The 26281-nt window shown below is 66.4% G+C and carries 26 protein-coding genes; 2 read left to right on the top strand and 24 right to left on the bottom strand.

Annotation, left to right across the window (positions count from 1 at the left end; all coding sequences use genetic code 11):
* Positions 1–18: 18 nt before the first annotated feature.
* Complete coding sequence (rpe, locus tag K414_RS0116775; RefSeq protein ID WP_027496997.1) at positions 19–693, bottom strand: ribulose-phosphate 3-epimerase; 675 nt, start codon at positions 691–693, stop codon at positions 19–21.
* A 36-nt stretch (positions 694–729) separates the two neighbouring features.
* Here rpe and K414_RS0116770 point away from each other — a divergent pair, with 36 nt between their 5' ends.
* The gene (locus K414_RS0116770; RefSeq protein WP_027496996.1) at positions 730–1119 is read left to right on the top strand and encodes an MmcQ/YjbR family DNA-binding protein; all 390 of its coding nucleotides are present in this window, start codon (positions 730–732) and stop codon (positions 1117–1119) included.
* Here the strand turns inward: K414_RS0116770 and K414_RS0116765 are convergent, their stop codons facing one another.
* The 19 genes from K414_RS0116765 to K414_RS0116670 form a co-directional block, all read right to left on the bottom strand.
* Positions 1120–2589, bottom strand: a complete 1470-nt coding sequence (locus K414_RS0116765; RefSeq protein WP_027496995.1) for a transcription antitermination factor NusB — start codon at positions 2587–2589, stop codon at positions 1120–1122.
* Positions 2586–3509, bottom strand: a complete 924-nt coding sequence (fmt, locus tag K414_RS0116760; RefSeq protein ID WP_027496994.1) for a methionyl-tRNA formyltransferase — start codon at positions 3507–3509, stop codon at positions 2586–2588. Before fmt ends, K414_RS0116765 begins: the two co-directional genes overlap by 4 nt.
* An 87-nt stretch (positions 3510–3596) precedes the next feature.
* Entirely contained in the window at positions 3597–4367 is a 771-nt protein-coding gene (locus tag K414_RS28620; protein WP_237606518.1) for a PadR family transcriptional regulator, read from the bottom strand.
* A gap of 177 nt (positions 4368–4544) precedes the next feature.
* Entirely contained in the window at positions 4545–6512 is a 1968-nt protein-coding gene (locus K414_RS0116745; RefSeq protein ID WP_176457092.1) for a primosomal protein N', read from the bottom strand.
* Positions 6513–6668: 156 nt separating this feature from the next.
* The gene (gene metK / locus K414_RS0116740; RefSeq protein ID WP_027496990.1) at positions 6669–7883 is read right to left on the bottom strand and encodes a methionine adenosyltransferase; all 1215 of its coding nucleotides are present in this window, start codon (positions 7881–7883) and stop codon (positions 6669–6671) included.
* A gap of 180 nt (positions 7884–8063) precedes the next feature.
* Positions 8064–9317 carry a bifunctional phosphopantothenoylcysteine decarboxylase/phosphopantothenate--cysteine ligase CoaBC gene (gene coaBC, locus K414_RS0116735; RefSeq protein ID WP_027496989.1) on the bottom strand — a complete coding sequence of 418 codons (1254 nt, stop codon included), beginning with the start codon at positions 9315–9317 and terminating at the stop codon, positions 8064–8066.
* Positions 9318–9340: 23 nt separating this feature from the next.
* Positions 9341–9646, bottom strand: coding sequence for a DNA-directed RNA polymerase subunit omega (gene rpoZ, locus K414_RS0116730; RefSeq protein WP_008716576.1), 306 nt, complete (start codon positions 9644–9646; stop codon positions 9341–9343).
* 72 nt (positions 9647–9718) lie between these two features.
* Positions 9719–10330, bottom strand: a complete 612-nt coding sequence (gene gmk, locus K414_RS0116725; RefSeq protein WP_037219334.1) for a guanylate kinase — start codon at positions 10328–10330, stop codon at positions 9719–9721.
* 5 nt (positions 10331–10335) lie between these two features.
* Positions 10336–10656 (bottom strand): integration host factor, actinobacterial type, encoded by a 321-nt coding sequence (gene mihF, locus K414_RS0116720; RefSeq protein WP_027496987.1) that lies wholly within the window; start codon positions 10654–10656, stop codon positions 10336–10338.
* 205 nt (positions 10657–10861) lie between these two features.
* Positions 10862–11692 (bottom strand): orotidine-5'-phosphate decarboxylase, encoded by an 831-nt coding sequence (gene pyrF, locus K414_RS0116715; RefSeq protein ID WP_027496986.1) that lies wholly within the window; start codon positions 11690–11692, stop codon positions 10862–10864.
* Positions 11689–15030, bottom strand: a complete 3342-nt coding sequence (gene carB / locus K414_RS0116710; protein ID WP_027496985.1) for a carbamoyl-phosphate synthase large subunit — start codon at positions 15028–15030, stop codon at positions 11689–11691. Before carB ends, pyrF begins: the two co-directional genes overlap by 4 nt.
* Positions 15030–16160 carry a glutamine-hydrolyzing carbamoyl-phosphate synthase small subunit gene (carA, locus tag K414_RS0116705; RefSeq protein WP_027496984.1) on the bottom strand — a complete coding sequence of 377 codons (1131 nt, stop codon included), beginning with the start codon at positions 16158–16160 and terminating at the stop codon, positions 15030–15032. The genes carB and carA overlap by 1 nt, the downstream gene beginning before the upstream one ends.
* Entirely contained in the window at positions 16157–16663 is a 507-nt protein-coding gene (locus tag K414_RS0116700) for a hypothetical protein (protein ID WP_027496983.1), read from the bottom strand. Before K414_RS0116700 ends, carA begins: the two co-directional genes overlap by 4 nt.
* A 4-nt stretch (positions 16664–16667) precedes the next feature.
* A complete protein-coding gene (locus K414_RS0116695) occupies positions 16668–17984 on the bottom strand; it encodes a dihydroorotase (protein WP_027496982.1) in 1317 nt (438 codons plus the stop codon).
* A complete protein-coding gene (locus tag K414_RS0116690) occupies positions 17981–18928 on the bottom strand; it encodes an aspartate carbamoyltransferase catalytic subunit (protein WP_027496981.1) in 948 nt (315 codons plus the stop codon). The genes K414_RS0116695 and K414_RS0116690 overlap by 4 nt, the downstream gene beginning before the upstream one ends.
* Complete coding sequence (pyrR, locus tag K414_RS0116685; RefSeq protein ID WP_027496980.1) at positions 18925–19512, bottom strand: bifunctional pyr operon transcriptional regulator/uracil phosphoribosyltransferase PyrR; 588 nt, start codon at positions 19510–19512, stop codon at positions 18925–18927. Before pyrR ends, K414_RS0116690 begins: the two co-directional genes overlap by 4 nt.
* A 141-nt stretch (positions 19513–19653) precedes the next feature.
* Positions 19654–20208: a transcription antitermination factor NusB gene (nusB, locus tag K414_RS0116680; protein ID WP_032370491.1), complete on the bottom strand. Its 555-nt coding sequence runs from the start codon at positions 20206–20208 to the stop codon at positions 19654–19656.
* 1 nt (position 20209) lies between these two features.
* Positions 20210–20773, bottom strand: coding sequence for an elongation factor P (gene efp / locus K414_RS0116675; RefSeq protein ID WP_027496978.1), 564 nt, complete (start codon positions 20771–20773; stop codon positions 20210–20212).
* Between the two features lie 76 nt (positions 20774–20849).
* Entirely contained in the window at positions 20850–21941 is a 1092-nt protein-coding gene (locus K414_RS0116670) for a Xaa-Pro peptidase family protein (protein ID WP_027496977.1), read from the bottom strand.
* Positions 21942–22056: 115 nt separating this feature from the next.
* Between K414_RS0116670 and K414_RS0116665 the strand changes: the two genes are divergently transcribed.
* Positions 22057–22707, top strand: coding sequence for a B-4DMT family transporter (locus K414_RS0116665; protein ID WP_027496976.1), 651 nt, complete (start codon positions 22057–22059; stop codon positions 22705–22707).
* 101 nt (positions 22708–22808) lie between these two features.
* Here the strand turns inward: K414_RS0116665 and aroB are convergent, their stop codons facing one another.
* From aroB to K414_RS0116645, 4 genes are read right to left on the bottom strand one after another with little or no spacing between them, the layout of a single operon-like run.
* Positions 22809–23921 carry a 3-dehydroquinate synthase gene (aroB, locus tag K414_RS0116660; protein ID WP_027496975.1) on the bottom strand — a complete coding sequence of 371 codons (1113 nt, stop codon included), beginning with the start codon at positions 23919–23921 and terminating at the stop codon, positions 22809–22811.
* Positions 23922–23931: 10 nt separating this feature from the next.
* A complete protein-coding gene (locus K414_RS0116655; RefSeq protein ID WP_027496974.1) occupies positions 23932–24486 on the bottom strand; it encodes a shikimate kinase in 555 nt (184 codons plus the stop codon).
* Positions 24483–25670 carry a chorismate synthase gene (gene aroC, locus K414_RS0116650; RefSeq protein ID WP_027496973.1) on the bottom strand — a complete coding sequence of 396 codons (1188 nt, stop codon included), beginning with the start codon at positions 25668–25670 and terminating at the stop codon, positions 24483–24485. Before aroC ends, K414_RS0116655 begins: the two co-directional genes overlap by 4 nt.
* 12 nt (positions 25671–25682) lie before the next feature.
* Positions 25683–26270 carry a prepilin peptidase gene (locus tag K414_RS0116645; RefSeq protein ID WP_081701617.1) on the bottom strand — a complete coding sequence of 196 codons (588 nt, stop codon included), beginning with the start codon at positions 26268–26270 and terminating at the stop codon, positions 25683–25685.
* Positions 26271–26281 lie beyond the last annotated feature (11 nt).

The raw sequence follows: 26281 nt of genomic DNA, 5'->3' as shown, positions 1-26281 counted from the left end.
CCGAGCCCGGGGCGTCGGTCACGACAGGTGGTGCGATACGCGGGCGGCCCGGCCGCGGAGATCACGCACTGCGGCGGCGGGATCGGCGGTGTTGTACACGGCCGAACCGGCCACGAAGCAATCTATGCCGGCCTCGGCGGCCTGCTCGATGGTGTCGGAGTTGATGCCGCCGTCGATCTCGACCACCAAGCGTAGATCTCCGGAATCGACAAGTGCCCGAACAGCTTTGGCCTTGGACAGCACTTCGGGCATGAACGACTGCCCGCCGAAACCGGGCTCCACACTCATCACCAGCAGAGTGTCGAAATCGCGCAGAATCTCGAGGTAGGGCTCGATCGGGGTACCCGGCTTCACCGACAGGCCGGCTTTCGCACCGGCGGCCCTGATGTCGCGCGCCACGGCGCTGGGGTCATCCGTTGCTTCGGCGTGGAACGTGACGTTGTACGCCCCGGCCTCGGCATACGGCGGGGCCCAGCGCGCCGGATCCTCGATCATCAAGTGGCAATCGAGGGGAATGCTCGTTGCTTTGAGCAGACTCTCGACCACCGGTAGCCCGAGGGTGAGGTTGGGGACGAAGTGTGCGTCCATGACGTCGACGTGGAGCCAATCGGCCCCCGCGACGGCATCGGCTTCGGCGGCGAGGCGCGCGAAATCGGCGGACAGAATAGAGGGAGCGATCATCGGGGAAACCACGACTGGTGAGCCTAGTCGAGCCGGTATCGTGCCGACATGGCCACCATGGACTCCGCGAGCGCCGTCCTTGCCGAATTGCCCGAAGTCACCGAAAGCGTTCGGTACGGGAATCCCGCCTGGGGCATCGGCAAGCACGTGTTCGCGTGGGTACGACCGTTCAGCAAGGCCGACCTGAAACGATTCGGCGACGAGACCCCGCCCACCGGACCGATCCTGGCCGTCAGGACTGCCGACCTGCACGAGAAGGAAGCCATCCTCGCCGCACATCCGCGCTCGTCCTTCACGATCCCGCACTTCGACGGGTTCTCTGCTGTTCTGATCGACGTCGACAACGCCGAGGACGACGAACTGCGCGAACTCCTCGTCGACGGATGGCTGGTGTACGCACCCGCGGACGTGGCCGAGGAGTTTCTGGCCGGAGGGTGATCAGACCGGCTTGCGCAGCGCCGCCATGAACATCGCGTCGGTACCGTGCCGATGCGGCCACAGTTGCACCGACGGGCCGTCACCCAGTTGCGGTACTCCCGGCACGAGCGCGCGGGTGTCGAGCTGTTCGACGCCGTACCGGCGTACGGCGTCGGCAACGACGGCCGCTGTCTCGGACAGATGCGGCGAGCACGTCGAGTACAGCACCACCCCGCCGGGCCGGACCAGGTCGATCGCTGCCGCCAGCAGTTCCTTCTGCAGGGTGACCAATGCCGCCACGTCGGACGGTTGGCGACGCCACCGCGCTTCGGGGCGACGACGCAGCGCTCCGAGACCGGTGCACGGCGCGTCGACGAGCACGCGGTCGTAACCCGCGTCGAGTCCGGACTCGCGGCCATCGACGATGTGCACCGTCACCGGTAGGTCCTTGGCGGTCTTGGACACGAGGTCGGCGCGGTGCGGGGTCGGTTCGACGGCGTCGACCCGTGCGCCGTCGATCTCCGCCAGGGCACCGAGCAGGGCGGCCTTGCCGCCCGGACCGGCGCACAGGTCCAACCATCGGCCACCGTCGTCGCCGAGCAACGGTGCCAACGTCAGCGCGCGGCCGACGAGCTGACTGCCCTCGTCCTGAACTCCGGCCAGACCGTCGCGGACAGCATCGAGCTTGCCGGGGTCGCCGCCGTCGAGGTGCACCGCGTACGGCGAATAAGGACCTTCCTCTCCCCCGGTGATCAGCGCCAATTCTTCGGCGGAAATCTCTCCCGGTCGCGCGACGAGGTGGACCGAGGGACGCGCGTCGTCCGCCTCGAGCACCGCGGCGAGTTCGCCGGCATCGGCTCCGAGCGCATCGGCGAAGGCCTGCGCAATCCACTTGGGATGGGCGTATTCGAATGCCAGGTGACCGACCGGATCCGCCGTCGTCGCCGGTGCCAGCTCGTCGACCCACTGCGCTGCGGTTCGCTCGGACACTCGTCGCAGCACGGCGTTGACGAAACCTGCCTTGCCGGAACCGAATTCGGAGCGGGCGAGATCCACCGACGTGGCGACGGCTGCATGCGGGGCAACCCGGGTGCGCAGCAGCTGATAGGCCCCGAGCCGAAGGATGTCGAGCAGCGGTCCGTCGATCTCTACGGCAGGCCGCCCGGCCGCGTGCGCGATCACGGCGTCGAGCACACCCCGCGCGCGAGATGCGCCGTAGGCGAGTTCGGTGGCCAGCGCGGCATCGCGCGAATCCAACTTGCGTTCGCGGAGCAAACCGGGCAGCACCAGGTTCGCGTAAGCATCGCGCTCCCGCACCGCTTTGAGCACGTCTCTGGCCGCACGCCGTGCCGGATCGATCGCGTCGACCGCACGGGGTCCGGTGCCCTGCGGGGGCCGGTTCCCTTTGGGCCCACGTGCCCCCGGTGACTTCTTGACGTGCTTGCGGGGCTGGCTCGACTCGCGCTTACGAGGCCTGTCGGGCTCTGTCATCGTGCCACCGCCGTATCGTCCAGCCGAGCGCCGCGCGCCCAGTCGAGTGCCCTCATGACCTTCTTGCCCTGAGGTTGAATATCACCGAGAACGACTGCGCCGGTTCCGGTTCCGATGTGTACACCGGTCTTGCGTACGTCGATCGTTCCCGGCTCCAACGCGTCCGGCGACAGCTGAACAGGAGCGATCTTGACGCGGAGATCCCCGATGGTCGTCCACGCTCCCGGGGCCGGTGTGACGGATCTGATGTGTCGGTCGACGAATGCCGCGGATCGCGTCCAGTCGATGCGCGCGGCATCGACTGTCACTTTGCTCGCGTAGGACACACCGTCCTCGGATTGCGGTAGCGCTGCCGCCGTTCCGTCCTCGATCGCGTCCAACGTCGCGGCGAGCAAATGGGCTCCGCTCGACGCCAGACGCCCGAGCAGATCACCCGTGGTGTCGGAATCCCGAATCCGTTCGGTGGTGACACCGAGTACCGGACCGGTGTCCATCCCGACGTCGAGAAGGAACGTCGATGCGCCTGTGACGTCGTCGCCCGCGGCGATCGCGGCCTGTACCGGTGCCGCGCCACGCCACGCGGGCAACAGTGAGAAGTGCAGATTGATCCAGCCGTACCGAGGTATGTCGAGTATCTGTTGCGGCAACAACGCGCCGTACGCAACGACCGGGCACACGTCGGGGGCGAGGTCGGTCAGCGCCGCCACGAACTCCGGGTCCGACGGCCTCGCGGGAGTGAGTACCGGGATGCCGTGCTCGTCCGCCAACACTCCTACGGGCGAGCGCACGGTCTTGCGTCCACGGCCGGCTGCGGCGTCGGGCCGGGTGACCACGGCGATCACCTCGTGCCGTTCGGACTCCAACAGTCGCGCGAGTGACGGGACCGCGGGTTCCGGTGTTCCGGCGAAGACGACGCGCACTGAAGGCAACTCCCTGGGATGGACGAAACGATGTCGGTTGTCCATCCTAGGGAGTCACGACAGCGTGCGACGATTCCGCACCGACGATCACGTCGCGTCGGTGCTGTCGGAACTGTCGGAAGCGTCCTCCGCGAGGATGCGATACAGCGATCGGCGTGCCTCGATGAGCACCTCGGCTGCCTGGTCGACCTGACGCACGGTTCCGACTCCGGCCACCTGACCGGCCGCACCCATCAATTGTCCGATCAGTGCCCGAAGATCACGTGCATCGATGCCGACGGAATCGGCTACGTCGTCCCAAGGACTGCCGAGATCTGCTCGATGGTCGTCGACATGACGCCTGCCCTCGGCCGTCAGTGCTGCCGTCTTCCGGCCGGCCACCTTGTCGATCAGCACCAAGCCCTCGTCTTCGAGCTGCGACAGGGCCGGGTAGATCGATCCCGGGCTCGGCTTCCAGGTTCCGTTGCTCTTCTCGGCGATCTGCTGGATGAGTTCGTAACCGTGCATCGGCCGGTCCTCGAGCAGCAGGAGGATCGCCGCGCGGACATCGCCACGTCGGCCCCGACCGCCTCGGCCCCGACCACGACCGAAGTCGGCATTCGGCCCGAAACCGCCGGCCCCGAAGCCACCGGCCCCGACACCACCGGGCCACATACCGTCACGCCCCCGCCCGACAGGACCTCCCCGACGTCTGCCGTGTTCTCCGTGACCTCTCCTTCCCCGACCTGTCTCGTGTCGTTCTCCGCCGTCTGGTTCTCCGTCTTCTGCCGGGCCGTGCTCGTCGTCCTGCACAACCCACATCTGGAACGGCGCGCCACGTCGGCGCGGGTCTCCGTGCCGATTGCCTGCGAGTCCCATCCGGGGACCTCCGCGGCGTCCGAATTCGTGTGCAAAGCCTTCGAATGCGTAGTTCATCTCGTTCTCCTTCGTATCGATTGAACAAGTCGACGATATATCGGCAATAGAACTTTGACAAGGCCCTGAGGTTGCCTCTCTATCTGGACGACGGGAACGCGACAGGACAGAGAAAGCCCATCACCCGATCCGAATGGGATCGATCTGAATCCGTACGCCCGCGCCGAGCTTCTTGGCGCTTCGGGACGCCTGCGCAGTCGACAGCGCTCGCGCCAGCGCTGCTCCGGTGCTTCGCGGAACCCGGATCAGGAGCCGCTGCACGTCTCCGGACAACCCGTCCTCGCCGCTACCCGCAGGTGCGCGTTGACCGTCCGGGAGATCGACGGGACCCAGTACCTCGACCGTCTCGGGTAGATCTGCACTGTCGACCAACGCTGTGATCGCGTCGGTGGTCCCGTCGATCGCCGCCACGTGAACGGCCGGTGGAAACCGAACCTCGACTCGTTCGTCCAGCTGACTGCGCGCGTGCCACAGCGGATCCCAGCGCACCAGGGCCTGGACGGTGGGGATCTCGGACTCGGCCACCACGACCACACGTCCCCCAGCCGCCCCGGGCCGAACCATCGACGCAGCCGTCATCCAGCGGCGCAGTGTCTCTTCTGCCGCACGCAGATCCGCCCGGCCCAGCAGCGCCCAACCGTCGAGCAGCAGCGCGGCGCCGTATCCGCCGTCCACGGTCGGCTCGGCACCGACGGTCGACACCACGAGCGAACCACCGGGGCGCACGGTATCGAGGACGGTGGCCCCACCGGAGTTGTGTATCGGCACGCCAGGGAAGGCGCGGCCGAGCTCCTCGGCCGTGCGTCCCGCTCCGATCACCACGGCGCGCAGGTTGCGCGACCCGCAGACCGTGCAGCGGTGTGCGGCATCGGCGATTCCGCACCAGGAACACGTCGGGCTGCCCGCGCCGTCGCTGCCCGGAGCCGAGGGCAGGGCGAGCGGACCGTTGCAGCGTCGACACCGAGCCGGATGGCGGCACTTCGCACACGCCAGCGACGGAACATAACCGGCGCGTGGAACCTGAACCAGCACAGGGGTATCCGCTTTCAGCGCCGCACGTGCGGCCTCGAAAGCGATCGCCGGTAGCCGCGCGACCCGGGCTGCCGGATCCCGAGCGAGCGCGTGGTCCGAGTCGGCCAGCGCGACCACGTGAGGTTGCCGTTCACGCACCAGCTCACGTGGGGCGACCAGGTCGTGGGCCCAGCCGGAATCGACGAGAGCCTCGGCCTCGGCCGTCCGGGAATGTCCGCCGACGACGACCGCGGCTCCCGACACGTGCGCGCGGAGCAACGCCACCTCACGTGCATGCGGATACGGTGAGCGTGGTTCGGCGAAACTGTCGTCGCCGTCGTCCCAGATCGCGATCAGGCCGAGGTTCGACACGGGCGCGAACACCGCACTGCGTGTGCCCACCACGACAACGGGGCCCGACCTCAGACAGCGCAACCACTGCCGGTACCGCTTGGCCGGTCCCAAACCGGCCGACAGCGCCACCACACGGTCGGCCCCGACTGCCGCGGCGCATGCACCCTCCAGACGATCGAGATCCCGTTGGTCGGGCACCACGACCACTGCGGACCGTCCGCTCCCCACGGTGACGGCAGCCAATTCGGCCAATCGAGCGGGCCACACCTCGCCGGGTAGGGCCTGCCACACCGCACGCGGAACACGGTGCTCGCCGAGGGCATCGAGGAAATTGGAGCCATGGGTATACGCCGCCCAGCCCGTGCGATCGACGACCGGCTCTGCTGCCTCGTCGACGACCGGAGGGGGCTCTGCCTCGACCCGTGCGTGGCGAGCCGGAACCGCCAGACGCAGCACATCCGCTCGCGTTCCTGCGTAGCGATCGGCCACCGCCGACACCAACTCGGCGATCTCGGGAGTCAGTACGCGCTCGGCGGACACGACCCGGTCGAGCCAGCCGAGACGACCGGGATGATCGGTCTCGGCCAGCCTGGCGAGTACGAACCCGTCGACGAGCCGGCCGGCAAAACGGACGCGTACCCGCACACCGGGCTGGGCATCGTCGCTGGCGTCCTCGGGAACGAGGTAATCGAACTCGCGGTCGAGGTGCGGCAGCGGAAGCATCGGAAGAATGCGCGCGATCGGCAGATCGGTTGCCGCTACCGGCGTCACACCAGCCACCGCACCTCCTTCTCGATCGTCACCCCACACTCGTCGTGGGAGCACCGAGCCGGTGCGAACAGGGTACGTGCGGCAGCATCGCTGCCGGAGTGGAGGGACCTACAGGCCTGCCGCATCCCGGAGCTTGTCGGCGCGATCGGTGGATTCCCACGGAAGATCGATGTCGGTACGTCCGAAGTGACCGTACGCGGCCGTCTGCGCGTAGATCGGGCGCAGCAGGTCGAGGTCGCGGATGATGGCACCGGGACGGAGGTCGAAGACCTCGCTGATCGCCGCCTGAATACGCGCGGGATCGGTCTTCTCGGTGCCGAACGTCTCGACGAACAGACCGACCGGTGCTGCCTTGCCGATCGCATAGGCCACCTGCACCTCGATGCGGTCGGCCAGACCGGCTGCGACTGCATTCTTGGCGACCCACCTCATTGCGTATGCGGCGCTGCGGTCGACCTTCGACGGGTCCTTGCCCGAAAATGCTCCGCCGCCGTGCCGAGCCATGCCGCCGTACGTGTCGACGATGATCTTTCGGCCGGTCAGACCGGCGTCTCCCATCGGACCACCGAGCACGAACTTTCCGGTGGGATTGACCAGCAACCGGACGTTCGAGGTGTCGAGAGTCGGTACGTCCAGCTCTTCGAGTACCGAGCCCAGAACCTTCTCACGGATGTCGGGAGTGAGCAGGTTGTCGAGGTCGATGTCTGCTGCATGCTGCGTCGAGATCACGACGGTATCGAGACGAACGGCGTCGTCCCCGTCGTACTCGATGGTGACCTGAGTCTTGCCGTCCGGACGCAGATACGGCAGCACACCGCTCTTGCGAACCTCGGTCAGTCTCCGAGAAAGCCTGTGTGCCAACGCAATCGGCAGCGGCATGAACTCGGGTGTATCGGTGTTGGCGTAGCCGAACATCAATCCTTGGTCGCCTGCACCCTGACGGTCGATCTCGTCGTCGGACAATCCCTCGACGCGGGCCTCATGCGAATGGTCGACGCCCTGCGCGATTTCGGGTGACTGCGCGCCGATGGCGACGTTCACACCACACGAGTTTCCGTCGAACCCCTTGGCGGACGAGTCGTACCCGATCTCGAGCACCTTCTCGCGCACGATCTTCGGGATGTCCGCGTAGGCGGTGGTGTTCACCTCACCTGCGACGTGGACCTGGCCCGTGGTGACGAGCGTCTCCACCGCCACTCGGGCTCGCGGATCCTCGGTGAGAAGAGCGTCGAGGATGGAATCGCTGATGGCGTCACAGATCTTGTCTGGATGACCTTCTGTAACGGACTCGCTGGTGAAAAGCCGACTACCGGACTTGCTCACGGACTTCCTCTCGACGCATGTTCTTGCCCGACCCGACGGCTGATGCCGGCCGAGCACTCCACGAAAATTGATGTTCCCTCGGTGTTATCGCCCCTGTGGGAGCCACGCAAACCTTTACGGCGCTGTCGCCCTGGTACCCAGAACGCTAGCTGCTACGACATCGATCGTGCACCCTCGACATCAGCGGGTGTCCGAAGTGGGCCGCGTATCGCGGGAGCGAAGCATCTGGGCGACCGAATCCAACACCCTGCTGGCGAGCAGAGCTTTCGAGCCCTCCCCCAGCGCGGCCTCGGAGCCGTCGGACCCCAACAACCAGCCGTCGTTGTGGTCGACCTCGAAGGCCTTGCCGTCACCCACCGCATTGACGACGAGCAGATCGCAGCCTTTGCGTTCGAGCTTGGCTCGCGCGTAGGTGAGCACGTCACCGTCGGCGTCGCCCGTCTCGGCGGCGAATCCGACGATCACCGTCGACGATCGGACGTCTCCGCTGTGCCGAGCCGACACGAGACCGGCGAGGATGTCGTCGTTGCGGACCAGAGGAATCGACGACGGTTCGTTCGAGCCCTTCTTGATCTTGCTGCTCGCGATGGACTCGGGTCTGAAGTCGGCGACCGCAGCCGCCATCACCACTGCGTCGACGTCGGTCGCATGCGAGCGCACCGCGTCCTGCATATCGGACGCGGTCTTCACGTGGACCACATCGACCGCCGCGGGCGCCTCGAGGTCGCTGGTGTACCCGGCGATCAAGGTCACGTGGGCACCGCGCTGGGCAGCGACTCGAGCCAACGCGTACCCCTGCTTGCCGGAACTCCGATTCCCCAGAAAACGAACGGGATCGAGGGGTTCCCGCGTACCACCGGCCGAGATCAGAATTCGCCGTCCCTCGAGATCGCGCGGCATCGCGTCCGCACGTTCGGTCAGCAGCATGGCGAGAGCGAAGATCTCCTCGGGCTCGGGCAGTCGGCCCGAACCGGTGTCGCGTCCCGTCAACCGGCCGGACGCAGGCTCGATCACCTGGGTACCGCGCGATCGGAGCGTGGTGACGTTCGCGACGGTGGCCGGGTGTTCCCACATCTCCGTGTGCATGGCCGGGGCCAACACGACGGGGCACCGAGCGGTCAGCAACGTCGCGGTGAGCAGATCGTCCGCCCGCCCGCCCGCGATTCGAGCCATCAGGTCTGCGGTGGCCGGCGCGACGACGACGAGATCCGCTTCCTGCCCGAGCCGGACGTGCGGCACCTCGGGCACATCGGCGAACACGCCGGTGTGCACCGGCTGGCCGGACAACGCCTCGAATGTTGCGCGGCCGACGAATTCGAGCGCCGACGCAGTCGGAATCACTCGAACCTGATGGCCGTTCTCGGTGAATTTTCGAATGAGCGCACAACTCTTGTAGGCGGCGATACCACCGCCTACTCCGACGACCACATGCACGTCAGGTGTCCCCTGTCGGGTTCTTATTCGCCTTCGGTGTGCTCGAGGAGGTCTGCGTGAATCTCGCGAAGCGCGATGGACAGCGGCTTTTCCTGTAGACCGGGCTCGACCAACGGTCCCACGTATTCGAGGATGCCGTCACCGAGCTGGTTGTAGTAGTCGTTGATCTGGCGTGCACGCTTGGCCGCGTAGATGACGAGGGCGTACTTCGACGAGGTGCGCGCGAGCAATTCGTCGATGGGTGGATTGGTGATGCCGAGCGGCGTGTCGTAGGCCGGCAGAGCGCTGCGTCCGTCGAAGTCGGAAACGGCCGCTGAAGTGCTGCTCACTGATGATCTCCTGAAATTGCATCGTTGGTGCTACGAACTAGCTGGTCGGGGCCTCGTGCGCCGTGAAAATGGTCAGCTGTTACCGACCGACGACCTACCGACCAATAAGGATACCAACTGTTCGCACGAATGGTCGACATCGGTATTAACAATGACCGTGTCGAACTCGTCCTGTGCCGCCAATTCCACCCTTGCCGTTTCCAACCGGCGCTCGGTGGCGGCGCTCTCCTCCGTCGCTCGGCCGACCAGTCGAGAGACCAGGTCTTCCCACGTCGGCGGTGCCATGAACACCAGCAGAGCTTCCGGCTTGGACACCCGAACGGCCCGTGCCCCGGCCAGGTCGAGCTCGAGCAGCACCGGACTGCCGGCCTCCAATGCGGCATCCACCGCGGCAGCAGGAGTTCCCGACCGCTGCAGGCCGCCGTGGATACTCGCCCACTCCAACAACTCGCCGTCGGCGATCATCCGGTCGAACTCCTCGGCCGACACGAAGTGGTAGTCCTGACCGTCCACCTCGCCAGGCCGCGGCGATCGCGTCGTGACCGACACGCTGAAGACCAGCTCCGGTAGCGCCGCGCGCACGAGCCGAACGACACTGGACTTGCCGACGCCGGAAGGGCCGGACAGCACCACCAACCGGCCCCGCTTCTTCTCCGGCACGGACGTCGCCGCAGTGTCACTCACCGTCGTCAGGCCTCGAAATCGAACTTCGTCAACAGCGCTTTGCGCTGCCGATCCCCGAGTCCGCGCAGTCGCCGAGTGGGCGCGATCTCCAACTCCGTCATCAGCTCCGCGGCCTTGACCTTGCCCACCTTCGGCAACGCCTCGAGCAATGCGGATACCTTCATCTTGCCGAGAATCTCGTCCGTCTCGGCGTCCTTCAGAACCTGCTTGAGGTCGGTGCCGCCGCGCTTGAGGCGCTCCTTGAGCTCGGCGCGAGCCTTGCGGGCGATAGCTGCCTTCTCGAGGGCAGCAGCGCGCTGCTCGGGGGTCAACTGGGGAAGGGCCACTGTCGGTTCCTCCGTCTTCTCGTTTCGGGGCGAGCGACCGGTCCGATCAGGATCGGTTCGCCGCTCATCGGTAGGTGCCTGCCGAGGACCATCCGTGCAGGGATTCCCGGTCGATTCGCATTGTCGTCGGCAGCGTTAGCGACCGTACCGACGACGGGCGCTCACCGCTAACCCACCCCCACACGCTCGCCGACGCGACCATGGACTATGCGAGACCCGCTTCGATCTCGTCACGCAACTGGGTCGCCGCCGCACGCAACGCCGTCACCGACGGACCCGCCGCCAGCACACTCCGAGAAGAGTTCGGCAACAGCAGCTCTCGGCAATCACGGAAGATCTCTGCCAGATCGTTCACCGTGGCACCCTGGGCACCCAGGCCGGGCGCGAGCACCGGCCCGCGATAGCCCGACAGATCGAGGCCGTGATCACGGGTGGCCCCGACCACCAGGCCCACCGTGTCTGCATCGACACGGTTGCGCGCAGCCGCCGCGTCGACGATCGACTGCGCAACGGACCCACCCGTCGAGATCGACGCGTGTTGCAGCGCGGAGCCCTCCGGATTCGACGTCCGGGCAAGGACGAACACGCCGCGGTCGTGAGCGACAGCTCGGTCGATTGCCGCACCCAACGAGTCGAACCCCAGGTACGGCGACACCGTGACGGCATCGGACGACAACGGAGAACCCGGCTCCAGCCACGCCTGCGCGTACGCATCCATCGTCGTTCCGATATCGCCGCGCTTGGCATCGGCGATCACCAACGTGCCTGCGTCCCGCAACACCCCGACAGTGCGCTCGAGAACCGCATAGCCGGCCGAACCGTACGACTCGAAGAACGCCACCTGAGGCTTGACGACAGCCACCTCACCGACGAACGCCTCCACACACAGCTCGGCGAACACCTCGAGACCATCCGCCGAGCGCGGCAGGTCCCACGCCTCGAGCAGAGCCGGGTGCGGATCGATACCGACGCACAGCCGACCGCGCGCGGCGACCGCTGCCCGGAGCCGGTCCGACCAACTGTGGTGATGACTCACGGCAGAACCAGGCCTTCCTTCAGACCCGCATGCAGATCCTGCAGGGAACGAACACCGATTCCACCGGCGATGGCGGCCTCGATGCCCTGCACTGCGGCCGACGCACCCTGCACCGTGGTGATGCACGGAATATTCTGCGCCACAGCGGCACTACGGATTTCGTACCCGTCGACACGCGGACCGGAGTTGCCGTACGGGGTGTTGATGACCATCGCGATGTCGCCGGCCAGAATGCGGTCGACGATCGTCTGCTCACCCTCCGGGACATCCTCGCCCGACTGCTTGTACACCTGCTCGCACTTGATTCCGTTGCGCCGCAACACATCTGCGGTTCCTTCGGTGGCCAGGATGTCGAACCCGAGATCGGCGAGTCGTTTCACCGGGAAGATCAACGACCGCTTGTCCTTGTTCGCCACCGATACGAATACTGCACCGCCGGCGGGCAGCGAACCGTACGCGGCGGTCTGACTCTTGGCGAAGGCAGTGCCGAAATCGAAGTCGATACCCATCACCTCACCGGTGGACTTCATCTCCGGGCTGAGCAGTGTGTCGACGCCGGTTCCGTCCGCGCGGCGGAACCTGTTGAACGGCAACACCGCTTCCTTGACGGCGATGGGCGCACCCGCCGGGACGGTGCCACCGTCTCCGGTCTCCGGCAGGATTCCCGCAGTCCGAAGTTCGGCGATGCTCTCCCCCAACATCACTCGGGCGCAGGCCTTCGCCAGCTGCACGGCCGTCGCCTTGGACACGAACGGCACCGTCCGGCTGGCTCGAGGGTTGGCCTCGAGGACGTACAGAATGTCGTCCTTGAGGGCGTACTGCACGTTCAGCAGGCCCTGGACACCGATTCCCTTCGCGAGGGCTTCGGTCGATCGACGCACGTTCTCCAGGTCGGTCTTGCCGAGCGTGATCGGCGGGAGTGCACATGCGGAGTCGCCGGAGTGGATGCCGGCCTCCTCGATGTGCTCCATGATGCCGCCGATGTAGACCTCGGTGCCGTCGCACAGCGCGTCGACGTCGATCTCCACGGCATCTTCCAGGAACCGGTCGACCAGCACCGGTCGGTCGTCCGAGATCTCCGTCGCATTGGAGATGTAGGTCGCGAGGGATGCCTCGTCGTAGACGATCTCCATGCCGCGTCCACCCAGCACGTACGACGGGCGCACCAGCACCGGGTAACCGATTCCTGCGGCGATCTCACGGGCCCCGTCGAACGTCGTCGCGGTGCCGTATTTGGCTGCCGGCAGTCCGGCCGCGTCCAGTACCTTGCCGAACTCTCCGCGGTCCTCGGCGAGGTCGATGGCCTCGGGCGAGGTTCCGACGATGGGTACGCCTGCGGCTTTCAGTCGCTTCGCCAGACCGAGCGGGGTCTGTCCGCCCAGCTGCACGATGACTCCACGAACCGTGCCCGACGCCGCCTCTGCTCGGTAGACCTCGAGCACGTCCTCGAACGTCAGCGGCTCGAAGTACAGGCGGTCGGCGGTGTCGTAGTCGGTGGAGACGGTCTCGGGGTTGCAGTTGACCATGACCGTCTCGTAGCCGGCCTCGGACAGCGTCAGCGCCGCATGCACACAGCTGTAGTCGAATTCGATGCCCTGACCGATACGGTTGGGACCGGATCCGAGGATCAGTACCTTGGGCCGGTCCGGCTGCGGGGCAACCTCGGTCTCGGCTTCGGGGTCGAGCTCGTAGGTGCCGTAGTGGTACGGGGTCTTGGCCTCGAACTCCGCCGCACAGGTGTCGACGGTCTTGTAGACCGGGTGCACACCGAGCTCGTCGCGCAGCGCCCGCACTCCGTCCTCACCGTCGAGTTCGGGTCGCAGAGCGGCGATCTGGCGATCGGACAGACCTTGGTACTTGGCCTGACGCAGCAGCGCCTCGTCGAATTCGGCCGCCTCGCGAACCTGGACGCCGAGTTCGTGGATCTGCTGGAACTGATCGAGGAACCACGGGTCGATCTTGGTCGCCTCGAACAGCTGCTCGAGGGTGGCACCGAGAGCGAATGCCTTCTCGATCCCGTACATCCGACCGTCCTGCGGTACGGACAGGTCCTTCAGCAACGCGTCCAGACTTTCTGCCTCGACCTCGGGGCCGGTCCAGTAGCCCGCGCGCTTGGTTTCGAGCGAGCGCATCACCTTGCCGAAGGCCTCGGTGAAGTTGCGGCCGATGGACATCGCCTCGCCGACGGACTTCATCGTCGTGGTCAGTGTGCCGTCGGCACCGGGGAACTTCTCGAACGCGAATCGCGGTGCTTTGACGACCACGTAGTCCAGCGTCGGCTCGAAGCAGGCCGGCGTCTCCTTGGTGATGTCGTTGACGATCTCGTCGAGGGTGTACCCGATGGCCAGCTTGGCGGCCATCTTGGCGATCGGGTAGCCCGTGGCCTTGGACGCCAGAGCCGACGAGCGTGACACTCGCGGGTTCATCTCGATGACGACCAGTCGGCCGTCGGCCGGATCCATCGCGAACTGGATGTTGCAGCCGCCGGTGTCGACGCCCACCTCACGCAGGATGTCGATGGAGAGGTCGCGCATCTTCTGGTACTCGCGGTCGGTGAGCGTCATCGCCGGCGCAACGGTGACCGAGTCGCCGGTGTGCACGCCGACGGGATCCACGTTCTCGATGGAACACACGATGACCACGTTGTCGCGGCCGTCACGCATGAGCTCGAGCTCGTATTCCTTCCAGCCGAGGATGGACTCCTCGATCAGCACGTTGGCCGTCGGGGACGCCGCCAGGCCGCCTCCCGCGATCCGGGTCAGATCCTCGTCGTTGTAGGCCAATCCCGAACCGAGCCCACCCATCGTGAACGACGGCCGGACGACGACCGGGAAACCGAGCTCGGCGACGGTCTCGCGTACCTCGTCCATCGTGTAGCAGACGGCCGACTTGGCGGATTCTCCACCGACCTTGGCGACGATGTCCTTGAACTTCTGGCGATCCTCGCCGCGCTGGATCGCGTCGAAGTCGGCACCGATCAGTTCGACGCCGTACTTGGTGAGAATGCCCTGATCGTGCAGAGCGACAGCTGCATTGAGAGCCGTCTGTCCGCCCAGGGTCGCGAGCACGGCCTGGATGGGGTGGCCCTGCTCGGCCTCGCGAGCGAAGATCTTCTCGATGAACTCCGCGGTGATCGGCTCGACGTACGTCGCGTCGGCGAACTCCGGGTCGGTCATGATCGTGGCCGGGTTCGAGTTGACGAGGCTGACCCGCAGTCCTTCCTCACGAAGCACTCGACACGCCTGGGTGCCGGAGTAGTCGAACTCGCAGGCCTGGCCGATGACGATCGGGCCGGATCCGATGACCAGGACGTGGTTCAGGTCTGTGCGGCGTGGCATTACTTCTTCTCCTGAAGGACGCTGGTGAAACGGTCGAAGAGGTAGGCGGCGTCGTGCGGGCCGGCCGCGGCCTCGGGGTGGTACTGCACCGAGAAGGCGCTGCCGCCGATCAGCTCGACGCCCTCGACGGTGCCGTCGTTGGCGCAAGTGTGGCTGATTCGTGCCCGGCCGAAGTCGGTGTCGAATTCCTCGCCAGCTTCACCTTCGAGTGCGAACCCGTGATTCTGCGCGGTGATCGCGATGCGACCGGTGGTGTGCTCGATCACCGGGATGTTCATGCCGCGGTGGCCGAACTTCATCTTGTAGGTGCCGCGGCCGAGTGCCCGCCCGAAGATCTGGTTGCCGAAGCAGATGCCGAACAGCGGCAGCTCACGTTCGAGCACCTGCCTGGTCAACGCGACACTGGTGTCTGCCGTGGCCGGGTCGCCCGGGCCGTTGGACAGGAAGACACCGTCCGGGTTCAGTTCGAGAACCTGCTCGATGCTGGTGTTCGACGGCACCACGTGCACGCGGATACCGCGCTCGGCGAACATTCGCGGAGTGTTGGTCTTGATGCCGAGATCGACTGCCACGACGGTGAATCGAGCATCGCCGGTGGGTTCGATGGTGTACCCGGCACCGGTGGTCACTTCGCCGGCGAGATCCGCGCCGAGCATGGACTGCTGACTGGTCACCTGCTCGAGCATCTCTTCGGAGGTGCCGAGGGCGTCGCCCGAGAACACTCCCGCCCGCATCGAACCGCGCGTACGCAGGTGCCGAACCAGGGCACGCGTGTCGATTCCGGCGATGCCGACGACGTTCTGCGCCTCGAGCTGGTCTTGCAGCGTTCCGGTCGAGCGCCAGCTCGACGTCCGGCGCGCTGGATCTCGGACGACGTAACCGGCGACCCAGATCTTGTTGGGATCCTGGGCACTGGCCGCCTCGCCGTCCTCCTGGTTCCAGCCGGTGTTGCCGATCTGCGGAGCCGTGGCCACCACGATCTGGCGGTGGTAGCTCGGATCGGTCAGCGTCTCCTGGTATCCGGTCATACCGGTGCAGAAGACGGCTTCGCCGAGCGTGCGCCCCTGGGCCCCGAACGTGGTGCCGCGGAACGTCCGGCCGTCCTCCAGAACAAGAACTGCGCTGCTCACGCGGTTTCCTCCTTGGTTTCTCCGGTGAAACCCTCTGTCCACACCGGGTAGATCTGCTTGTCGTCGGCCCTGAAGCCCGTGTCTATCTCGGTCCCCGTCGGCAACTCCCATCGGATCACCAGGAGACCGTCCTTGGTCATGACCTTGCCTGCGAGTCCGCGCTCGGTACGGATCGCCCGGATCGATTCGTTCGGAATCCAGATGGGTGACTCGCCGTCCCGATCGAGGAGGATTCCCTTCTCATGCCGTGACAGCTCGCCGGTGGCGCGGTGGCCGATGTCGCCCACGGCGATCCGGTCCTGCCAACTCGGCGCAATGGTGCTGCCGACGTAGAGCCCGGTGGCCGGCTGGATTCGATTGGCACCCAGATCGTCCGGCACGGCCGGGAACTCGCCGATGCGTCCTTCCTGACGCTTCTGACGCCCGCGCCAACCCCAGAAGATCAGCGCGATCATCAGTGCCCAGAACAGGATGAAGCCGATGACGATGAGAACTCTGTCCACGGCTCTACTCCCCTGCCCTGTTCGCCACGACTCCGTCGCGGACGGTGATACGTCCACGGAACACGGTCGTGGTCACCTTGGACGAGAAGCTCATGTCCTCGAACGGTGTGTTGTGTGCGACGCTGGCGAGCTTCTTGCCCGACACCGTCCAGTCGGCCTTCGGATCGACCAGCGTCAGGTTGGCGATCTCGCCCACCTCGATCGGACGGCCCTGATCGGCCAGGCCGACGATCTCGGCCGGACGTTCGCTCATGACCCGCGCCACACCGCGCCAGTCCAGCAGACCCGGGTTCACCATCGTGTCGACGACGATCGACAGCGCGGTCTCCAGTCCGAGCATCCCGGGCCGCGCGATGGAGAACTCACAGCATTTGTCCTGCTCGGCATGCGGCGCGTGATCGGTTGCCACACAATCGATCACGCCGTCGGCCAGACCCCTGCGCAACGCGTCCACGTCGGACTTCTCGCGCAACGGCGGGTTCACCTTGTTGACGGCGTCGTACGTCTCCAGACGCGAGTCGTCGAGGAGCAGGTGATGGGGCGTTACCTCGGCGGTGATCGAAATACCCTGCCCCCGAGCCCATTTCAGCAACTCGACGGTGCCGGCAGTGGAGGCATGGCAGATGTGCACCCGCGCATTCGCGTCCCGAGCGAGGAGGGCATCGCGCGCGACGATCGATTCCTCGGCGGCACGCGGCCAACCGGTGAGACCGAGCCGGGCGGCGTTGGGACCCTCGTGAGCGACCGAACCGACGGTCAATCGCGGCTCTTCCGCATGCTGGGCGATCAACACTCCGAGCGAACTCGAATACTCCAGTGCGCGACGCATGATCAGTGGGTCGTCGACGCAGTGGCCGTCGTCGGAGAACATCTTGACCCGACCGACCCCGGCAGCCATCGTGGCCATCTCGGCCAACTGCTTGCCTTCGAGCCCCACGGTGACGGCCCCGACGGGGTGCACGTCGACCAGCCCGACTTCCTGTCCGCGGCGCCACACATGGTCGGTCACGACGACCGAATCCGCGACCGGCGAGGTGTTGGCCATGGCGAACACGGCGGTGTACCCACCCAGAGCAGCTGCGGCGGAGCCGGATTCGATGGTCTCGGTGTCTTCCCGACCGGGCTCCCGCAGATGGGTGTGCATGTCGACGAAGCCGGGCAGCAGAACCTGGCCGCGCGCCTCGACCACGTCGGCACCGTCGGCGTCGACGTCGGGCCCGATCTCGACGATCTCCTCTCCAGTGATCAGGACGTTCGTTTCGGGGCCCTCGCCGTACAGCAGGACTCCACGCAGCAGTACCGACGGTGCCGGAGCGGTCATGATGCTCCCCCGTCCGAACCGACCAGCAATCGGAACAGGACTGCCATCCGCACGTGAACTCCATTCGTAACCTGTTGCAAGACTGCAGTTTTGGGCGAGTCGGCCACCGAGGACGCGATCTCCATACCGCGCAGCATCGGCCCCGGATGCAGCACCACGGCGTGCTCGGGCAGCAAGTCGAGTCGGCGCTGCGAAAGCCCGTACGTGATCGAGTACTCCCGCGCCGACGGAAAGAACCCGCCGTTCATCCGCTCGGCCTGCACCCGAAGCATCAACACCGCATCCAACCCGGGTAGCTCGGCATCGATGTCGTGCGAGACCCGAACCGGCCAGCCCTCGACACCGACCGGCAGCAGAGTCGGCGGCGCTACCAGCACGACGTCGGCTCCGAGGGTGGCCAGGAGAATCGCATTCGATCGCGCTACCCGGCTGTGCAGAACATCGCCGACGATCGCGATCCGGCGACCGGAGATCTCGCCCAGGCGTTGCCGAACCGTCAGGGCATCGAGTAACGCCTGTGTGGGGTGTTCGTGGGTACCGTCGCCCGCATTGATGACCGCCGGACCGCCGCCAGCCCCTTGGTCGGCGGTCCACCGGGCGATCTGGTGCGCGGCACCGGACGCAGGGTGGCGGACGATGAGTGCGTCGGCACCGGCCGCGCGCAGGGTCATCGCAGTGTCGCGGAGGGACTCCCCCTTGGATACCGACGAACTGCTGGCGCTGACGTTGATCACATCGGCGCTCATCCATTTGCCCGCGACCTCGAACGACACCCGAGTTCGGGTGGAGTTCTCGAAGAAGACGGTCATGATCGTCCGGCCGCGCAACGTCGGCAGCTTCTTGACCTCGCGACCGAGCAGTGCCTGCTCGAAACGCTCGGCCTCGTCGAGCAGTTCGGTGGCGGATTCCGCAGTGAGGTCGGCGACCGACAGCAGGTGTTTCATCGCGTCGATCCTCCCTCGGACAAGCTGACGCCATCCCGCCCGTCGTGCTCGGAGAGCAGCACCGAGACGTCCTCGGAGCGGGCCGTGGGCACGTTCTTGCCCACGTAATCCGCCCGGAGGGGAAGTTCGCGGTGGCCGCGATCGATCAGGACCGCGAGTTGGACGGCGCGAGGGCGTCCGAGATCGCGCAGCGCGTCGAGCGCCGAGCGGACGGTACGGCCGGAGAACAGCACGTCGTCGACCAGAACGACCAGGGCATCGTCGACTCCGCCGGTCGGCACCGAGGTGCGTTCGAGTGGACGGTGCGGTTTGTTGCGCAGATCGTCGCGGTACAGGGTGATGTCGAGCGAGCCGAGCGGGGGCCGCACGCCGGAGAACGCCTCGATACGTTCGGCGAGACGCTCGGCCAGGGTGGTACCGCGAGTGGGAATGCCCAGCAGCACGACACGCGGTGAGTCGGGAGCGTCGAGCGCGGTCTTCTCGATGATCTGGTGGGCCATGCGAGAGATGGTCCGACCTACATCGGCTGCGGACAGCAGCTCACGGACGGCAGAATCGGCGGATGAACTTTCGGGCGCAGGCAAACTACGACCTCCTTCTCCGCCTCTCTGGACGGATCGTTAAAGGATGTCTGGCACTAGAACTGCGTAAAGCCTAGCAACGCTCTGCGAACCGGACCCACCAGGCTCGCAGAGCGTTCGGTCACACTGCCGTGGACGGGTGTGTCACTGATCGGAGTCGACCGTCGCATCGTCCGGGCCTGCGGCCTGGGGACGCGACGACACAGCAGCCGCAGCAGCGCGAACCTGCGGTGCCACGAGCACGATCTGGCCGAGTACACCGTTGACGAAGCCCGGCGAATCGTCGGTGGACAGCTGCTTGGCCAGCTCGACGGCCTCGTCGACAGCAACGACCGGTGGGACGTCGGTGGCGTGGAAGAGCTCCCACACCGCGACCCGCAAGATCGCCCGATCGACTGCGGGCAGGCGGCCGATCGTCCAATCCTTGAGATGATCGGCGATCACGCCGTCGAGTCGGTCCAGGTTCTCTGCCACCCCCTCGACCAGCGTGGAGGTGTACTCACTGACCGGTGCGATCGTGTCGTCGCCGCGCGCGAGTTCGATCCGTTCGCTGGTCAGATTCACCGGGTCGACGTTGCGCGCTTCTGCCTCGAACAGGAAATCCACGGCACGCTTGCGGGCCTTGTGGCGCGCACCCAGCTTCTTCGCGCCGGGGACGCCGTTCTGCGAACCGGAGGATGTCGACTTCTTCGATGACACGTTAGGAGTTCACACGCCCGAGGTAGTTGCCGTCACGGGAATCGACCTTGAGCTTGTCGCCGGTGTTGATGAACAACGGCACCGAGATCTCGGCTCCGGTCTCGAGCGTGGCCGGCTTGGTGCCGCCGGTCGAGCGGTCTCCCTGCAAGCCGGGGTCGGTGTGCTTGACCTCGAGCTCGACGGTGACGGGGAGCTCGACGTACAGCGGGACGCCCTCGTGCATCGCGACCTGGACGCGAAGGTTCTCGAGCAGGAATCGCGCGCCGTCGCCGACGGTCGCCTCACCGATGGAGAGCTGGTCGTAGGTGTCGGCATCCATGAACACGTAGTCGCTACCGTCGTGGTAGAGGTACGTCATGTCGCGTCGGTCGACCGTTGCGGTCTCGACCTTCACACCGGCGTTGAACGTCTTGTCGACGACCTTGCCCGACAGCACGTTCTTGAGCTTGGTTCGCACGAACGCAGGCCCCTTACCGGGCTTGACGTGCTGAAATTCGATGATCGACCACAGCTGGTTCTCCAGGTTGAGAACCAGTCCGTTCTTGAAATCGCTGGTGGAAGCCACTTGCTTCGCGTCTCCTCAATCGTTTGTGCGCGTGACGCGCCGTCGGTCACGTGCGGGATTCGCTCCCGCCCGCGCGCTAGACGGACGTGAGTTCCTTGCTTGTCAGGGTGAGCAGTTCCGGACCCTCGTCGCGAACGACGAGTGTGTCCTCGATCCGAACGCCGCCGCGGCCGGAGAAGTAGACACCCGGTTCGACGGTGACCGCTGCACCGCTCAGCAGTGTACCGGTGCTCGACTTCGCGATTCCCGGCGCTTCGTGAATTTCGAGGCCGACTCCGTGACCGAGCCCGTGCAGGAAGTACTCGCCGTACCCTGCCTCCTCGATGACCGACCGCGATGCGGCGTCGACCGAAGCGGTCTCGATACCGGGTGCCAGCGCCTCTCGGCCTGCGGCCTGCGACCGCTGCACCAGTTCGTACAGTTCGCGCTGCCACTGCGCCGGCGCACCGATGACGAAGGTCCGCGTCATGTCCGAGTGGTACCCGGCCACCAGCGCACCGAAGTCCAGCTTCACGAAGTCTCCCTCGGCCAGGACGGCGTCAGTCGGGCGGTGATGCGGCACCGCGGAGTTCACTCCGGCGGCGACGATGGTCTCGAACGAGACGGCGTCGGCACCGTGATCGAGCATCAGCGATTCGAGCTCGCGAGCCACCTCACGCTCGGTCCGGCCCGCGCGAATCCCGCCGCCGCTCAGAAGCTCGGCGAGCGCGTCGTCGGCGGCGCGGCACGCGTCTCGAAGCACACCCACCTCGTACTCGTCCTTGACCATGCGCAGCGATTCCACGACTCCCGGCGCGCGCACCAGTTCGAGGCCGCCGTCGAGCTCGGCCCACGCGCGATGGGCGTCGACCGTGACCACATGACTCTCGAAGCCGACACGGGTGCCGCGACCGGAAATACCGGCACCGAGCAGGTGCAGCGCCGACGCGCGGTCGATCTCTGCGCGCAGATCGGGAACCTGCTCGGCGACCTGGGTGACGTAGCGGCCGTCGGTGCAGATCACTGTTCGCTCGTCACCACCGGTCGACACGAGCAGCGCGGCATTCGAGCCGGTGAAGCCGGTCAGATAGCGCACATTGAGCAGGTCGGTGATCAGAATCGAGTCGAGGCCGTCCTGGATCAACAGCTCTCGCAAGGCACCGCGGCGGGCGCCGAAATCAGCAGACATGTTCCCGACATTACTGGTCGGCCGTCAACGGATCGGGAGCCTCGGCTGCGCCGCCCCCACGGCGAACCTGTGGGCCCCGACACACAATCGGCCACGTGCGGATATGCTGTGCCGCATGACTGGGTGGGCAGTGCGTGGCATAGGTATGGCTTTGATCAACGTCGTCGCTCGACTGCTGCTGGGGGCAGCGGTGTCGATGTGGCCTCTGAGCGGTTCGGCGCTGCGATGGGTGGCGTATGCCCTCGTCGTGCTCGTCATCGCCGTCTGGGCCGGCATCGACGGGATCCGCGACCGACGCAGAAACCCCGACCCGGACAAGGGCGAGGACCTGACGATGGTCTGGCTGAAGGCTGCTGTGGTCGGCGGCCTGCTTGCTGGATTGATCAGTTGGATCATCGATTTCTTCGTCGACTTCAGCCTGGGCCAGAACGGACTGATCTTCGAGCTGACCTCGGGCGCAGCGTTCACGATCCTGACGGTGTTCGTCGTCGCGAGCATCGCGATGTTCGTCGGCAGGCAGATCGTCAACCGCGAGGCGAAGAAGAAGTTGGCCACCTCCGACGCCGAGCGAGCACACGAGCGCCAGCTGGTGAACGCGGGCTCGGCCGAGCGGGCGGACCAGGCGGGCACACGGTCGCAGGCCGAACCGCAATGGGCACCCGAGCACGGCGAGGCCGACACCGAGGTGTTCTCGGCTGTCGACGCCGACGGCAAGCCCCGGATGGACAAGCGCGGCAACCGTCACGGGAGCGCCGACGGCTCCTGATCCACGCGGCACACGTCCAACGGGCGGTGGTCGATGCACCGATGCATCGACCACCGCCCGTTGTGTGTTCAAAGCGTGTCGCAGGCGTACAACACCTGGATCTACAACATGATGGCGGAACCACCGGCCGCCGGAGCCTCGCGCCCCACAGCCGAGAAAGCCGCGACGAGCAGAGCCGGGTCCGGGCCCTCGAGTCGACCGGGCTTGGCCAATCCGTCCAGGACGACGAAACGAAGCAGGCCTGCGCGGTTCTTCTTGTCCGTCTGCATTCCCTTGAGCAGATCCGCGAATGCGTGCTCGTCGTAGGTCACCGGCAGACCGACCGATTCGAGAATCGTCCGATGGCGGTCCGCGGTCGCGTCGTCGAGCCGGCCCGCCAGACGACCGAGCTCGGCGGCGAACACGAGCCCGACCGACACCGCAGCTCCGTGCCGCCAGCGATACTGCTCGCGTCGCTCGATGGCGTGGGCGAGGGTGTGCCCGTAGTTCAGGATCTCCCGTAGATTCGATTCCCGCAGATCGGCGGCCACGACCCTGGCCTTGACTTCCACGGACCGTCTGATGAGCTCCGGCAGTACGTCGCCGGTCGGATCGAGCGCCGCAGCGGGGTCTGATTCGATGATGTCCAGAATCACCGGGTCGGCGATGAAGCCGGTCTTGATCACCTCGGCCAGGCCCGACACGATCTCGTTCTTCGGCACTGTCTCGAGTGTCGCGAGGTCGACCAGCACCGCGGCCGGTTCGTGGAACGAGCCGACCAGGTTCTTGCCGGCATCGGTGTTGATTCCGGTCTTTCCACCGACGGCGGCATCGACCATGGCCAGCAGAGTCGTCGGAACGTGGACGATTCGAACGCCGCGCATCCACGTCGCCGCAACGAAACCGGCGAGATCGGTGGCCGCGCCGCCGCCGAGCGAGACGATGGCGTCACTTCTGGTCAGGCCGATGCGTCCCAGCACCTCCCAGCAGAATCCGGCGACCGCGAGGTCCTTGCCGTCCTCGGCGTCCGGAATTTCGATGCGGTGTGCATCGATCCCCTTGTCCGCCAACGCTGCTCGCACTGCTTCGGCCGTCTCGGCCAGGGGTGGCTGATGGAAGATCGCGACCGTCGCGGTTCCGGCGAGCTCGTCGACGAGGTCCGTCAACAGGCCTCGGCCGATGATCACCGGGTACGGGTTGGCACTCTCGACCTGGACGCGTACGGGCTCTGTCATCGAATCACCTTCATCTACTGGGGGTTTCGTCGTTCACTTCGCGAACGGGCACCGGTGCGAGAGCAGTGAGCTTGGCCACCAACTGATTCACGACTCGGGCCGGACTACGACTGTCCGTCCGCACTCGCACGGTGGCAACCGAGCGATAGAGGGGGCGGCGGTGACGCATCAATTCCTGGTACTTGGCGCGCGGGTCCGGGCCCGCGAGCAGTGGCCGAGACGTGTTGGCTCCCGTTCGCCGAAGCCCCTCCGACACACTGATTTCCAGATAGACCACAGTGTGCGCAGCAAGCAGCTTCCGGGTTGCAGCCGACAACACGGCTCCGCCGCCGAGGGAAAGAATGCCGTCGTGCGAGGCCAGGGCATCGGCGACGATCCGCTCTTCGATCTCGCGAAATGCAGGCTCACCGTCGTGCGAGAAGATATCCGCAATGGTTCGCCCGGTTTTTCGTTCGATGGCCACGTCGGTATCGAACAGATCCAGATTCAACGCCTGGGCCAGTCGCCGTCCGATGGTCGATTTTCCTGCACCCGGCGGTCCGACGAGGACCGCGTACGGGCTCATCGCGGAGGTCGGGCGGCGGTGCCCTTCACGTAGTGGTCGACGTTGCTCGTCGTCTCCGCCAGCGAATCCCCACCGAACTTCTCCAACGCTGCCTGCGCGAGCACGAGGGCAACCATCGTCTCTGCCACGACCCCGGCGGCCGGAACAGCGCATACGTCCGAGCGCTGGTGGATGGCGACCGCTTCGTCGCCGGTCGACATGTCCACCGTCGACAGGGCGCGGGGAACCGTGGAGATGGGCTTCATCGCGGCACGCACCCGCAGAGCCTCACCGTTGGTCATTCCGCCTTCGATCCCGCCCGCACGGTTCGTCGAGCGGAGAACTCCGTCGGGCCCCGGCTTGATCTCGTCGTGTGCGACACTGCCGCGTCGGCGCGCGGTCTCGAAACCGTCGCCCACCTCGACACCCTTGATCGCCTGGATGCCCATCAGCGCAGCCGCCAGTCTGGCGTCGAGCTTGCGTTCACCCGAGACGAACGAGCCGAGGCCGACCGGCAGTCCGTGCACGACGACCTCGACGATGCCGCCGAGGGTGTCGCCGTCTTTCTTGGCGGCTTCGATCTCGGCGATCATGGACTCCTCGGCGGCCTTGTCGAAGGCCCGCACCGGAGACTCGTCGATGGCATCGATGTCCGCGCCCGCGGGCGGCGGGCCGACGTAGGGATCCGAGGCACCGATGGAGATCACGTGCGAGACGACGTCGATGCCGAACGCCTGCTTCAGGAACAGCCGCGCGACCGTTCCGATCGCCACCCGCGCCGCGGTCTCACGCGCACTGGCACGCTCGAGCACCGGACGTGCGTCGTCGAAACCGTACTTGAGCATCCCGGAGAAGTCGGCATGCCCGGGTCGTGGTCGAGTCAGTGGAGAGTTGCGGGCCAGATCGGCGAGGACGGCCTCGTCGACGGGGTCGGCCGACATCACCTGTTCCCACTTCGGCCATTCGGTATTACCGACCTCGATCGCCACCGGCCCGCCCATGGTCCGGCCGTGACGAACGCCGCCCGTGAGGGTCACCTTGTCCGCTTCGAACTTCATGCGAGCACCGCGGCCGTAACCGAGGCGGCGGCGAGCGAGTTGGCGAGCAATGTCGTCCGAGGTCACCTCGACTCCCGCGACCATTCCTTCGAGGATGGCGACGAGAGCGGGTCCGTGGGATTCTCCGGCAGTTATCCAGCGCAGCACTCGAACATCTTTTCACGTCGTGGCCGCCGCAACTGCCAGCAGGGTGGCCGCGCACATCGACGGCCCGTGCGCGATGCGCGCACCGGGGTATCCGCAGACCGCCGCGATCGACCCCACCACGGCTGTGGCCACCGGCGCCGCCAACGCCGCGACGGTCCACCCGGCTGTACCGCCCAGGCAAGCGATCGAACCCACCGACCAGGCGAGCTTGACGTCACCCGCGCCGAACGCCCTCGGCGCACCGAGATGAACCACGAGGTAGATGCCGAACAGCAGCCCGCCGCCCAGCAGAGCCTGAGCCGAACCCGTCGCCACCAGCACTGCCGGAACCACGACCGCACCGGGAACGGTCAACACGTTCGGCAGCCGGCGACACCGCAGGTCGACGGCGATCAGCGCTGCGAACCACCACGTCAGTACGCACCAGGTGATCAGCCCCCACGACGCGGCATCCGGGCTCTCCCCGAACCGCCACCACGCCCACCCGGATCCGAGGACACACAGCGCCGGTAGAAGACGCGGCTGCCATCGACGCAACACGACGCGCAGCACCACACCGGCGACAGCACCGACCGTGACAGCAACACCCAGACTCCACATGGCTCGAAGCG

Origin of the sequence: Rhodococcus sp. JG-3, from assembly GCF_000482405.1 — a bacterium.
Classification (GTDB): Bacteria; Actinomycetota; Actinomycetes; order Mycobacteriales; family Mycobacteriaceae; genus Rhodococcoides; species Rhodococcoides fascians.
This window is presented reverse-complemented; position numbering and strand designations above follow the sequence as displayed.